This window comes from Sphaerobacter sp., assembly GCF_019683595.1.
GTDB lineage: Bacteria > Chloroflexota > Chloroflexia > Thermomicrobiales > Thermomicrobiaceae > Sphaerobacter.
In genome coordinates, this window is sequence record NZ_JADGHZ010000103.1 from 1 (window position 1) to 12,759 (window position 12,759).

At 69.5% G+C, this 12,759-nt stretch carries 9 protein-coding genes; 5 read left to right on the forward strand and 4 right to left on the reverse strand.

Features of this window, described 5'->3' with window-relative positions; translation table 11 throughout:
• Together IRZ30_RS11345 and IRZ30_RS11350 are read right to left on the reverse strand one after the other, a co-directional pair.
• Positions 1-467: rod shape-determining protein (locus IRZ30_RS11345; protein WP_294085230.1), on the reverse strand; the 467-nt coding region annotated here is incomplete at its 3' end.
• Between the two features lie 165 nt (positions 468-632).
• Positions 633-1,931, reverse strand: coding sequence for a M23 family metallopeptidase (locus IRZ30_RS11350; protein WP_294085232.1), 1,299 nt, complete (start codon positions 1,929-1,931; stop codon positions 633-635).
• 258 nt (positions 1,932-2,189) lie between these two features.
• On the opposite strand from IRZ30_RS11350, the gene IRZ30_RS11355 reads away from it, so the two are divergent.
• From IRZ30_RS11355 to IRZ30_RS11365, 3 genes are all read left to right on the forward strand, one after another.
• Positions 2,190-3,401: an amidohydrolase family protein gene (locus tag IRZ30_RS11355; RefSeq protein WP_294085234.1), complete on the forward strand. Its 1,212-nt coding sequence runs from the start codon at positions 2,190-2,192 to the stop codon at positions 3,399-3,401.
• A gap of 576 nt (positions 3,402-3,977) precedes the next feature.
• Positions 3,978-4,940, forward strand: a complete 963-nt coding sequence (locus tag IRZ30_RS11360) for a diacylglycerol kinase family protein (RefSeq protein WP_294085235.1) — start codon at positions 3,978-3,980, stop codon at positions 4,938-4,940.
• Between the two features lie 113 nt (positions 4,941-5,053).
• Positions 5,054-6,190 (forward strand): class II aldolase/adducin family protein, encoded by a 1,137-nt coding sequence (locus IRZ30_RS11365; protein ID WP_294085236.1) that lies wholly within the window; start codon positions 5,054-5,056, stop codon positions 6,188-6,190.
• Between the two features lie 142 nt (positions 6,191-6,332).
• Here the strand turns inward: IRZ30_RS11365 and IRZ30_RS11370 are convergent, their stop codons facing one another.
• Positions 6,333-7,727, reverse strand: coding sequence for a S8 family serine peptidase (locus IRZ30_RS11370; protein WP_294085237.1), 1,395 nt, complete (start codon positions 7,725-7,727; stop codon positions 6,333-6,335).
• Between the two features lie 931 nt (positions 7,728-8,658).
• On the reverse strand, positions 8,659-9,885 hold the full coding sequence (locus IRZ30_RS11375) for a zinc-binding dehydrogenase (RefSeq protein ID WP_294085238.1): 1,227 nt from the start codon (positions 9,883-9,885) through the stop codon (positions 8,659-8,661).
• 307 nt (positions 9,886-10,192) lie between these two features.
• On the opposite strand from IRZ30_RS11375, the gene IRZ30_RS11380 reads away from it, so the two are divergent.
• Both IRZ30_RS11380 and IRZ30_RS11385 read left to right on the forward strand, forming a co-directional pair.
• Positions 10,193-10,516 (forward strand): hypothetical protein, encoded by a 324-nt coding sequence (locus IRZ30_RS11380; protein WP_294085239.1) that lies wholly within the window; start codon positions 10,193-10,195, stop codon positions 10,514-10,516.
• A gap of 94 nt (positions 10,517-10,610) precedes the next feature.
• The gene (locus IRZ30_RS11385) at positions 10,611-12,668 is read left to right on the forward strand and encodes a thioredoxin domain-containing protein (RefSeq protein ID WP_294085240.1); all 2,058 of its coding nucleotides are present in this window, start codon (positions 10,611-10,613) and stop codon (positions 12,666-12,668) included.
• The last annotated feature ends 91 nt before the right edge of the window (positions 12,669-12,759 follow it).

A 12,759-nucleotide genomic window follows, 5' to 3' on the forward strand; every position in this document is an offset into this window, starting at 1 on the left:
TCGTTGATCGGCAGGCCGGCCCCGATGGCGGCCGCCATCGGCTCCTCGATGGTGTACGCCTCGCGCGCACCCGCGCTCAGCGCCGCGTCTTTCGCGGCGCGCTTCTCAACCTCGGTGACGCCGCTGGGGATACCGATGACAACTCGCGGATGGGGGGCCATAAAACGCTGCACGTGCACCTTGCGGATGAAGTAGTGCAGCATCATCTCGACGGTGTCGAAGTCGGCGATGACCCCGTCCTTTAGCGGGCGGACGGCCACGATGGTCTCCGGCGTCTTGCCGACCATCGCCTTCGCCTCGACCCCGACGGCCAGCGCGCGCCGCGTCTTCTTATCGACGGCGACGACCGACGGCTCGGAGATGACGATGCCCTTCCCGCGCACGTAGACGAGGGTATTGGCTGTCCCGAGATCGATCCCGAGATCGCGGCTGAACAGGCCGAACAGCGCGCTGAGCGGTCGGATCATGCCGGATGGGACCTCCTACCCCCCTGTACCTTGGCAGCCGCCCCCGGCAGGGGCGCTCCCCCGTCGTCGCGCCCGGCACCGACGGTCCGCCGACCGTCCCCATCCGCGCCAGTACCGAGGCGGCCGGATTATACCATACGGTCGCTGGCAGCCCGGCACCACGCCCTAGTGGAGGTACAGCGCTGGATCCTGAAAGACCCCGTCGAGCTCGATGATGAAGTGTACGTGCGGCCCTGTCGAGTAGCCGGTGCTGCCCATCGGGCCGATATAATCCCCCTGCGCCACCGGCTGCCCAACCGACACCGCGGGCTCCTCGGCCATGTGGCCGTACCAGGTTACGAAGCCGTTGCCGTGGTCGATGCTGACGGCGTAGCCCAGGCCGTAGTCATTCCAGCCCGCGAAGGTGACGACGCCGCCGTCGGCCGCGTAGAGCGGCGTGTAGAAGTCGTTGGCGATATCCCACCCGCTGTGGGCCTCGTGGAAGTACTGGGTGATGACGCCGTCGGCCGGCCAGATGAACGACCCGGTGGCGACGCCAGGCTCCGGTGCCGCCGGTGCCTCCGGCGCGGGCGTTCCGGGCTCGACCGGCGACGGCCCCTCCGGTGCGATGGCGACCCGCGTCGGGATGGGCGGCGGCTCGGGCCGCGTCCCGCCTGGGATCATGACATCGCGCCCGACCACCAGCGGCGCCCCGGCGCTCAACCCGTTGGGTTGATAGTCGCGGATGGCGGACGGTTCCACCCCGTACGTCGCGGCCAGCGATTCAACGGTGTCGCCCTCGACGACCGTGTGCAGAATGCCGTCGACCGGCGGCACCCGCAGCGACGTCCCGGCCGGCAGCGCGCTCTCAGCATCCATCAGATTGTTGGCGGCCAGCAGCGTTTCGACTGTGCGGCCGGTCTCCCGCGCCACATCGGCCACCGTCTGCCCCTCGACCGTCACGTAGGTGGCGATCTCAAGTTGCGGCACCGTGACCGAGACCCCCGCCGCGCTCAGGTAGCCGCTCAGGCCGATCCCGCCGAAGGCCGGGATGGCGAAGTCCGGACCCCCCGCGCCCACAGCCGAGGCGTGCCGGATCACATCGCTGCCGCCCGGCTGGCTCGGCACCGGGGCGCGGTTCCAGAACCCGCCTCCGGCCACTACCGCGACCGCGACGGCGAGCACCACCGCGTGGGTCAGCCGTGTGCTCAGCCGCGACCGGCGCGGCGTCACCTCGGGCGTGGAACTGTCCGGCGATTCATCCGTGAACGCAGGGAGCGGTGATGCGGGGGCGAGCCGAGGAGACTCCGGCGCTGCGGCCGTCTCCGGCGATGTGGGTGGCGATGCGGCGGGGCGAGCGTCCCCGCTAATGCCGGCGTCCTCCCACGGACGCCAGCCGAATCTCACAGCGTCATGCGACCCGGCGAGCGTCGACCCAGCATCAAGCACCGGGTCGCGTCGCTGGTCGTCCCAGCGATCCCGCACCCTTCCCGATTCCTCCCCCGATGTCGCGCGCGGTCGCCTGCGCCGGCATTTCCCCCGAGCCGGCACGTCCCCCATAATGCGACCGCACCATCGCGGGGCCAGGATAACAGCCGCTCTCCACGGCTGTCAACCCAGAAACCCGCGTACGTGCGCACCCTTCTGGCGATGCGGTACAGTGTCACCGGTCGCGGCCGGCGGGGGATCCGGCCGATTCGACGCGGATTCCGTGGGTCGGGAACAGGCGAGGGAGAGACGACGGTGGCAGGGAACTACGTCATCCACGACGTGGCGATCTTCGATGGCGAGCAGCTCCTGGACGGCCGCCACACGGTGGTCATCGACGCGGGGCGCATCGCGGACATCCTGCCGGCGGGCGCGGTGCCGGCCAGTCTCCTCGAGGAGGCACGAAGCAGCGGGCGGCTGGTCGCGGGAGAGGGGCGCACGCTGCTCCCCGGGCTGATCGACCTGCACGTGCACCTGACCTGGAGCGCCGGCGCCGACCCGGTCGCGACCCTGGCGCTGGAGACGCCGGAGCAGACCTTGCTCCGGAGCGTGGGCCACGGTCTGGCGCAACGCGACGCCGGCATTACCACCGTGCGCGACCTGGGCTCGCCGCACGACCTGGCGATCCGTCTCTCGGAGGCGGTCGCCGCGGGGTGGGTGCCCGGCCCGCGCATCATCGCCTCGGGCCGCACCCTGATCATGACCGGCGGCCACGATCCCTTCTGGGGCCTCATGGTCGACGGCCCAGCCGAGGCGCTGAAGGGCGTCCGCACCCAGCTCTTCGCCGGGGCGCAGGTCATCAAGGTCTCCGCGACCGGCGGGGTCTACGGTCGCGCGGCCGGCGAGGCGGTCGACGACGTGGAGCTGCTGCCGGAGGAGCTGGCGATCATCACCCAGCAGGCCCACCGGCGCGGGGTGAAGGTCGCGGCGCACGCCATCGGCGAGGAGGGAATCACCAACTGCCTCGACGCCGGGATCGACACCATCGAGCACGGCCACTTCCTGACTCGCGAGCAGGCCAAGCGCATGGCCGACGCGGGCACCATCCTGGTTCCGACGCTCTTCGTCTACCAGCAGGTCGCGGGCGCGGATGGCGTGCCTGAGTACGCCAGCGCCAAGGCCCGGGCCATCGTCGAGCGACACCGGGAAGCGGTTGCCATCGCGCGCGACGCCGGGGTGCGCATCGGCGCGGGGTCGGACGCCGGCTCACCGGGCACGCCGCACCCATCGCTGCTGAAGGAGATCGAGTGCCTGGTCGGGGCAGGGCTGCCGCCGACAGAAGCGCTCGCGGCGGCCACCAGCATCGCAGCCGAGGCCCTAGGTCTGGAGGGCGAAATCGGCCGGGTGTGCGCCGGGCTGGCGGCCGACCTGATCCTGGTCGAGGGCGACCCCACCGCCAGCGTCGCCGCCCTGCGGCACGTCACCCATGTCTGGCAGCAAGGGCGCCTCACCGTGCGGCCCATGTAGAGACGACCGGCCGGGCGCCGGGGAGGTCAACGTCGCACCGTGTTCCTGTTCCAGCGTGGCGGTGTGACGGATTCCGCGCTCGGCAGGTGCCCGGGGCTAAAGCCGCCGGGCTGACAAGCAAAGCCCACTGAAGGGGCTGGGGATGCGATGTCCGTCGGGGTGCCGGATTGGATCTGCCCGGATGTGGTCATCGTAGCCCCTTCAGTGGGCTTACCAAACTATCAGCCCGACGGCTTTAGCCCCGGGCACGCGCCGCAACGCGGGGTCCATCATGCCGAGGCGCCGGCTCTGCATCACCCCAGCCGGCTTCAGCCGGCTTTCCTTGTGAGCCCGGGGCTTGAGCCCCGGGCACAGGCCGACCAGCGTGCACCGTCAGCGACCCAGCCCCCGCCTCTTCCGCAGGATGGGGCATTCCCGATATACTCAGCCCGCGTCATCCACCCGTCTCGAACGTGCGAGTAGGGGCGGGTTCGGAGCCCGCTCGATCCGACCCGCGCCGATGTTGAAGGCGCCCGACTACGAGCCGGGCGGCAGGCGCTTGCTGCCATCGCACACTCGAACACACGAGGGAGCTGGATGATCCAGGAGGTCGACGCCATCATCAACCCTGCCTCGGGGAACGGCCGCACCCGGCGGGTCTGGCCGAGCGTGGCAGCGCGCCTCCGCGCTCGGGGCATCACGGTCCGGGAACACCTGACCAGCGCCCCAGGCGACGCGTCCCGTCTGGCTCGGGACGCCGTCCTCGGCGGCGCGCGCGAGATCCTGGTGGCCGGCGGCGACGGGACGCTGAACGAGGTGGTCAACGGCCTCTTTGATGACGGCCGGCCGCTCGCGCCCGACGTCGTCCTCTCCGTCGTCCCGTGCGGCACGGGACGCGACTTCTCCCGCTCCCTCGGCATCCGCAACACCGACCATGCTCTGACGATCCTGACCGATGGGAAGGTCTACTCGGTGGACGTCGGGAGGATCACCTATCAGGAAGACGGCGCCACGCACGACCGCTACTTCCTGAATGTGGCCGACGTCGGCCTGGGCGCGGAGACCGCCGCGCTGCTCAACCGCTCGTCCAAGGCGCTCGGCCCATTTCTGGCCTACTTCCTAGGCGCGGCGCGGACGATCCTCACCTTCCGCGGCCACGTCGCCCGCGTCGTGGTTGACGGCGAGACGATCTTCCACGGGCCGATTGGGATGGTGGTGCTGGCCAACGGCCGCTATCACGCGGGCGGCATGGACATGGCCCCGATGGCCTCGCTGACGGACGGGCTGTTCGAGGTGCTGGTGCTGCGGGAGGTCCCCCGCCGGGTCCTGCTCGGGTCGCTCCTGCCGCGGGTCTACCGCGGACGGCACATCGGGCACGCGGCGGTGCTCCACCGGTCCGGCCGGGAGGTCGTGGTCGAGGCGGAGGGCACGTTGCTCTTCGAGTGCGACGGTGAGCAACCAGGGGCGACCGATATTCGCGCGGTCGTCCTACCCCGTTCTCTCCGCGTACGAGCCGCAAACGACCTGAGCGTGCCGGTTGCGAGAACTTCGCGCCGTTGACCCGCGGCGCAGTATCTGCAAGAATCCCAGCGGGCGCCACGATCGCGGCGCTGGTATGTCGCTCGTGGCGGACCCAATCCAGCCCGCGAGTGCAGGAAGTTGGTGGCGATATCATGACTGTCGAAACGGGGTACGCGATTCTGGACGCCAACCAGGCAGCCGCACAGGATTTCTCCCTGATCGGCGAGCTGCGGACCGAGACTCAGCGCTGGTTCGCCGAAGGGCTGAAGCGGGAACTGCTCCGCCGGGGCCACACCTACCACGAAAAGCCGGTCCCGGATATCCGGCTCGTGCTCAACGTCGTCGACCCGGACAACCCGCAGCCCTACCGGCGGAAGGCGCAGGCGACGTTCGTCACGGCCATCGTCGATCTTGACTACTACCCCGAGGACTTCATCCGGACCGGCTACCCCTACCTGGTTCGGGCACTCTCCAATCTCGGCATCCTCCTGGCACGGGGCGAGAACGGGCTGGAGGCCCACTTCCTGACCATGGAGCAGGGCCACTACGTCGTCACGTACACCCCGGGGGAGGATGATGAGTTCTTCGCCCGCATCTACGACCGCATCCAGCCGCTGGCCTCGTCGCAACTGGTGATCAACAACGTCTTCAAGACCGACCTGGAAGAGGAGCTCTGGAACGGCGACGAGATCACGCAGCAGCTCACCCGGGCCGGGCAGAAGCTGGACGCCATGAACCTCTTGCCGGCCCCGTTCCCGATCCATGAGATCCTCGGCCCGCGTGACCTGCGCCACGTGATGCGCCTCTACGGTATCGGCGGGCTCAGCTACGGCAACCTCAGCGCCCGCAAGGACGAGAAGCGCTTCTGGATGAGCGCCAGCGGCGTCGACAAGAGCAAGCTGGAGGTCATCGGGCGGGATATCCTGCTCGTCTCCGACTTCGACCCGAAGACGCCGGCCATGATCCTGAGCGTGCCACCCAACGTGCAGCCGCGCCGGGTCTCCGTCGACGCCATCGAGCACTGGATGATCTACCGCGAGCATCCGGAGGTCGGGGCGATCGTGCACGTCCACGCCTGGATGGACGGCATCCGCTCGACCGAGATCAACTACCCGTGCGGCACGATCCAGCTCGCGACCGCCGTGGCCGAGCTGGTGCGACAGGAGCCGGACCCGAGCCGCGCCGTGATCGGGCTCAAGAACCACGGGGTGACGATCACCGGCCACAGCCTCGACGAGATCTTCGAGCGCATCGAGGGCAAGATTATCCCCCAGGTGCCGATGTCGTAGCCGTCGAGCGGCACGGCTGCCCGTAAGGCGTGGTGAGTGCCAGTTCGCCGGCCACGGGACATGCAAGTCCAGTGATTGCGCGAACACGGAACGGGCCGCCCCAATTGGGCGGCCCGTCATCATGCTGGAGCACCCGGCAGGGCTAGTGGATCGCCCGCTCCGCGTTGACCCGGCCGTTGCCGTAGAAGGGGTCGTTCCCCGGCTGGCCTAGATCGTCCGCCGCATGGCGCAGCTCGCGCTCCACATGCGGCGGCTTCATCGAGCCACCGTTCTGGCTGATGATCAGCGCCGCAACGCCGGAGACGTGCGGTGCGGCCATGCTGGTCCCGGCAGCCCAGCCGTAGCCGCCATCCTCAACCGTGCTGAAGACCAGATCGAACGCCCAGCACGGGGCCAGGACACCGGAGACGAAACACCACAGGCCGGACTCTTCGAGCTCGACGTCGACGTTGCCGCCGGGAGCGGCGAAGTCGATCGCCGAGCGGCCGTAGTTGGTGTAGATCGCGGGGACGTCGAGGTCGGTCGACGGGTCGAGCGCCCAGCCGAGCGGCCCGGTGGCCGAGATCGAGAGGACATGCGGGGCATCCGCCGGCACATGGAGGCCGTCCTTGTCCTTGTCGCCGTTGATGGCGTCGTTACCGGCCGAGGCGATGATCGTGGTGCCATGCTGGTAGGCGTAGGTGGTGGCGCGTCCGAGCGCGGCCATCAACTCCGCCACCTCGCGGGCGCTGACGCAGCCCTCCTCATCGCAGTAGCCGCTGCGGGCGAGCACGGCGCCGAGGCTCATGTTGATGATGTCGGCGTCGATGTTGGCGGCGTAAACGATCCCGGCGATGACCGCCTCGAAGGTGCCGGACCCTTCCGCATCCGACAGGACCTTCACCCCGACCAGCTCCGCCTCGGGAGCGATCCCAACCGCACCTTGCCCGTCGGCCGCGGCGGCGATCGTGCCGGCGACGTGGGTCCCGTGGCTGAAGCCGGTGCCCGGGGTATAGGTCCAGTCCTCATCCGGCACGAACGAGATGCTCAAATCCCGGTTGATCTGGCCGGCGAGGTCGGGGTGGGAGGCGTCGATGCCGGTGTCGAGCACCGCAACCCGGACTCCGGCGCCCCGCACGCCCTTGGCCCACGCCTCCTGAGCCTTGACCGCCGTATGGCCCCACTGCAGCGCGAGGAACGGGTCGGTCACACCGTCGCCTTTAACCGCGGCCGCCTCGGCGGCACTTAGGGTGACCGGGGCCACCGGCTGCGTCCATTGAAGCTTCACGTTCGGGACGACCGACCGCACGCCTCCGAGGCGCGCCGCCTTGGCAGCGAACTCGGCATCGGCGCTCTGGGCCACGAGGACGCCTACCTCCGGGATCGCACGGGTGACGGTACCCCCCTGGGCCTCCACCTGTTTCGCGATCCCGGGCGGAAGGGTGTTCCCCTGCGTGAGGATCAAGTAGGAGCGCGTCGGGCTCGCGGCGCCGGCCGGCAACGCGAGCTGGCTCAGCGCGAGCGCGAGCAACACAGCGAGCGTGAGCATGCGTCGCATCGTGGGATCCTCCCCCTTCACCAGGCAGCAGCCCCCGGCTCACGGTGGGGCGCCGCGACCTGAAGACCTGACCAACGGCACCACGGCAAGGCGATAGGCAACGCCTGATCCGTCGGCCGCTCCCCCAATGGCTGGTCTCCGGACACACCTCCTCTCTCGACCCACGGCACACCGCGCGACCGATCGGCTGCCGGCGCTTCTCCCTGCCGCAGCCCCGTGCGGCTTCACACGTCACCACGACCATGTGCGGGAGATCCCCCGTTCTCGTCCCTTGGCTACCCTGAGCGGTTCCGGGCGGGCTTGATGAACGTTGACGGATGAATCTCGTCCCCCGTTCCCGCGCTGTCATCCTGAGCGGAGCAGTCCGCAGCGAGAGCCGCGGGCGGCGGCTCCGTCCGAGCCGAAGGATCTCGCGTCGGCTCAGCGACGCAGCGGAGGAATCCTTCGCTACACCGGGGCCGGCTGGCCGCCGCCCCCGGCTGCACTCGGGATGACAGCGATCGAGCGACAGTGGCGACTCCGGTGGATCACGGTAATTCCTCAAACTCCATCCAGCCGGCCCCGCCGGGCGTGGAAGTGGTGCCGACGCGAGATCCAGTGATTCGAAGGGAGCCGGCTACGGGGCGATCGACGGCTCCACTCAGGATGACCGGGACACAAACATCTAGCCAAATCGGTGACACTCGCGTGACGCGAGTATCGCATCTTTCATTCCATGTTTCGATGTTGCGTTGTAGTCGTATCCGCCCGTTCGGGCGAAGTGGCACGAGGCACCTCAGTCAGAGGCTTGCCAACGCTGCGACGTCGCACGGCGGGATGAGGTGGACTTGATAGTTCGATGGGGTTTTGTGTGCTGCGTGTCCCGTGCTCCGTGCACCCGGAGGATGAGGGACGCCACGCGGAACACGGGAGCCGGGACACGCAGGAGGCTTCAGTCGAACGCGAACACGGCCTTGATCACGCCACTTCGGCCCTTGCGGGTGACGGTGTCCAGCGCCTCGCGGTAGTTCTCGAGGCGGAAGCGGTGAGTGACAAGCGGCGCCAGGTCGAGCTTCCCCTCGGCCATCAGCCGCACTGTCAGCGCCATGGTCGAGATGCGCTCGCCGTCGATCTCTTCGATCGCGTAGCAGTAGGTGCCGCGGACGGTGATCTCCTTCAGCCAGATGGTGGACCAGTCCACCCCGCTCGGCACCGCCGCCAGCCCGACCAGCACCAGCCTGCCGCCGGGACCGGTCAGGCGCAGGCCGTCGTCAAGCGTCTCATCCGACCCCACACAGTCGAAGACCAGGTCGGCGCCGCCGCGCACGATGTGCTTGCCGATCACCGGCTTGTGCACGTCGCCGCCCGTCTCGCGGGCGACCGCGCGGTAGAGATCGACACCGCGCGTCTCGCGCAGGACCACGTCAGCCCCGTAGCGTTTGGCCATCTCTCGCTGGAGCGGGTGGCGCGCCGCGACGATGATCCGCGCGCGCGAGCCGACGGCGCGGATCGCGGCAATGGTGCAGAGGCCGAGCACTCCGGCACCCAGCACTAGCACGGTCTGATCGTCCTCCGGTCGGTTGCGCAGGACGGCATGCAGCGCCCCGGCGAACGGTTCGGCCATCAGCGCATTCTCGTCGGAGACGTTGTCCGGCACCGGGACAAGCTGCGACCGGTGGGCGACGAAGCTGGGGCTCCAGCTCCCGCCGGTGTCACGGCAGAAGCCGGTGAGCATCCCGGGGGCGATGGTCCCCTCGCGGAAGCGCAGGCAGAGGTTCCGGTCGCCCCGCGCGCAGGCCGGGCACAGGTCGCGGAAGCCGCGCACCTCGCAGCCAAGGACCGGATCGACCACGACCCGCTGGCCGACGGTGAACCCCTCAACGGCGCTCCCGACCTCCTCGATCGTGCCCACGTTCTCGTGGCCGAGCGTGAAGGGGAAGGAGACGAAGGGGGTGGTGGAAGTGCTGGTGTGGAGGAGAATCGTCCCCAGGTCGCTGCCGCAGATGCCGCCGTAGCGCGTCTTGATGCGCACCCACTCGGGGGTCGGCAGGCGGGGCGGCGGGACATCCCGCAACTGCAAGCAGGCGAGGTCGCTCCAGAACACCTTCCGATAGCCCCGACCGACGACCTTGGACAGCACATAGCGAGGAATGTTGTCGCTGAACTGCAGCGCCTGCACCGCACCCTCCTCTCCGGACGTACCGGAGTGCCATCGCTCCAGCTCGGCTCAGTGTACGGGCATCCCACCGTCCCGGCCAAGATCGTGTGCGTCACGCCGTCTCCCGCTGCTGCGCCATGCGAGGCGGAGGCGCGACGCTGCAACCGTTCGCCGGATTGTTCCACCAGCGCTGGATGCGGTGCCGGATCAGCGTGCCCTGCCGCGCTGCGGCACGGAATCTGCGCTCCATGGCTACCGGTTGGCCGAATTCGTTCCCGCAGCGCCACCAGGTGGCGCCGGCCACTGGTGGTGCCGAGAAAGAAGATCCATGATGACGACAGCGGAGATCCTGACGGAGTGCTTGCAGGCCCGGGGCGGCGATACCGTCACCCTCAGCGATGGTGCCGACAGCGTGCAGATCGTCGCCGGCCGGCCTGGATCGGTCTGCTTCACGCTCCAGCGGAAAGTCTCTCCGGGCGTCAGCTTCACCCTCGCCGAGGGGTTCACCCTTGGCGGCGCGGTCCACTATACCCAGCGAGCGCTCCCGGAGGGGCGAATCGCGGAGATTATCGCGCGCCTCGCGGAGAGCATCATTGCCCCGCGCCTGCACCCCACCGGAACCGACCTGCTGCAGGCCACGGGCGGCGCCTGATCCCGCCTGCCTGGAACCGTATCTGCTATGCTGGAGGAGCCGGGAGCGACGCCTCGGCTCCTCTGCTGTACCCCCATCCTGACAGGAGACCGATATGGCCAACCGACTCCAGCACGAGACCAGCCCGTACCTGCTGCAACACGCGCACAACCCGGTCGACTGGTACCCGTGGGGCGAGGAGGCACTGGAGGCAGCTCGCGCCCAGGACAAGCCGATCCTCCTCAGCATCGGCTACGCCGCCTGCCACTGGTGCCACGTCATGGAGCGCGAGTCGTTCGAGAACCCGGACATCGCCGCCCTGATGAACCAGCACTTCATCAACATCAAGGTGGACCGCGAGGAGCGCCCCGACCTGGACGCCGTCTACATGGCGGCGGCGCAGATGATGACCGGCCAGGGAGGCTGGCCGCTGACGATCTTCCTCACGCCCGACGGCAAGCCGTTCTACGCCGGCACCTACTTCCCGCCGGATGACCGCGGCGGCATACCCGGCTTCCCCCGGGTCCTGCTGGCCGTGGCCGACGCCTACCGGAACCGCCGCGACGACCTGGAGCAGGCGGCTAATGACATCCAGGGTCACCTCACCGAGCACTTCCGTTGGTCGCTCCCAGAGACGGCGATCACCCCGGCCCTGCTCAATGAGGCGGCCAGCGGGCTCGCGCGCCAGTTCGACGAGGCGAACGGCGGCTTCGGCGGGGCGCCCAAATTCCCACCGCCGATGGCGCTCGAGTTCCTGCTCCGCTATCGCCTCCGCACCGGGTCCGACACCGCCCTGCGCATCGTCGAGCTGACCTTGGAGCGGATGGCGCGGGGCGGCATCCACGACCAGATCGGCGGCGGCTTCCACCGCTACGCCGTCGACGCGACCTGGCTGGTGCCCCACTTCGAGAAGATGCTCTATGACAACGCCCTCCTGGCGCGCCTCTACACGCTCACCTACCAGGCGACCGGCCAACCCTTCTACGCCGCCACCGCCCTGGACACGATCGAGTACGTCCTGCGCGAGATGACCTCGCCCGACGGGGGTTTCTACTCTACCCAGGACGCCGACAGCGAGGGCGAGGAGGGCAAGTTCTACGTCTGGACGCCCGAGGAACTGGAGGCGGTGCTCGGCCCGGAGCAAGCGACGATCGTCGCCCGCTACTACGGTGTGCACCCCGGCGGCAACTTCGAGGGCAAGAGCATCCTGCACGTGCCGGAAGCGCCGGAGTCTGTCGCCGCGGCCTTCGGCCTGACGCTCAACGAGCTGGTCGGGATTATCGGCCCGGCGCGGGAGAAGCTCTACGCGGCGCGCGCCCAGCGCGTCTGGCCCGGCCGCGACGAGAAGGTCCTGACCGACTGGAACGGCCTGATGCTCCGCGCGCTCGCCCAGGCGGCCATCGCCCTCGGCCGCGCGGACCTGCGCGACGCCGCCGTGCGCAACGCCACCTTCCTGCGCACGCACCTCTACCGCGACGGCCGCCTCCTCCACTCCTACAAGGACGGCCAGGCGAAGATCACCGGCTACCTGGCGGACTACGCGTCCCTCATCGCCGGACTGGTCGCGCTCTACGAGGCGACCTTCGACGCCCGCTGGATCGCCTGGGCACGCGATCTGACCGACCGCGCCATCGCCGACTTCTGGGACGACGAGGGCGGCGCATTCTTCGACACCGCGGCGGACGAGGCGCCGCTCGTGGCCCGGCCCAAGGACGCGTTCGACTCGGCGACCCCGAGCGGCAACGCGCTGATGGCCGAGTCCCTGCTGCGGCTCGGGCTGCTCCTGGGCGAAGACGAGTACCGCCGGCGCGCCATGACGGTGCTGGAGCGCTTCGCCGCGCTGGCGGCCAAGGCACCGACCGGCTTCGGCCAGCTCCTCTGCGCGGCCGACCTGGCACTCGCCGAGGCGCACGAGATCGCGCTCGTGGGCGATCCCCAGGCGCCGGCCATGGCCGAGATGCTGGCCGTGGTGCAGCAGCCCTACCTCCCGCATCAGGTCGTGGCCCTGCGCCACCCCGACCGGGACGGCGAGGACAAGGTCATCCCGCTGCTCGCCGGCCGTACCGCGCACGACGGCCAGCCGACCGCCTACGTCTGCCGCAACTACGCCTGCCGCCAACCGGTCACCACCGCCCACGACCTCGCCGCCGAACTGGGCATGGTGGTGGAGTGACGGCCCCTGACTCCCTCGCCCAACCCTGGGCGAGGGGGAACATCTGCGTGGCTCGTGCCCATCACCCCCTCTCCCCTGGTGGGAGAGGGGG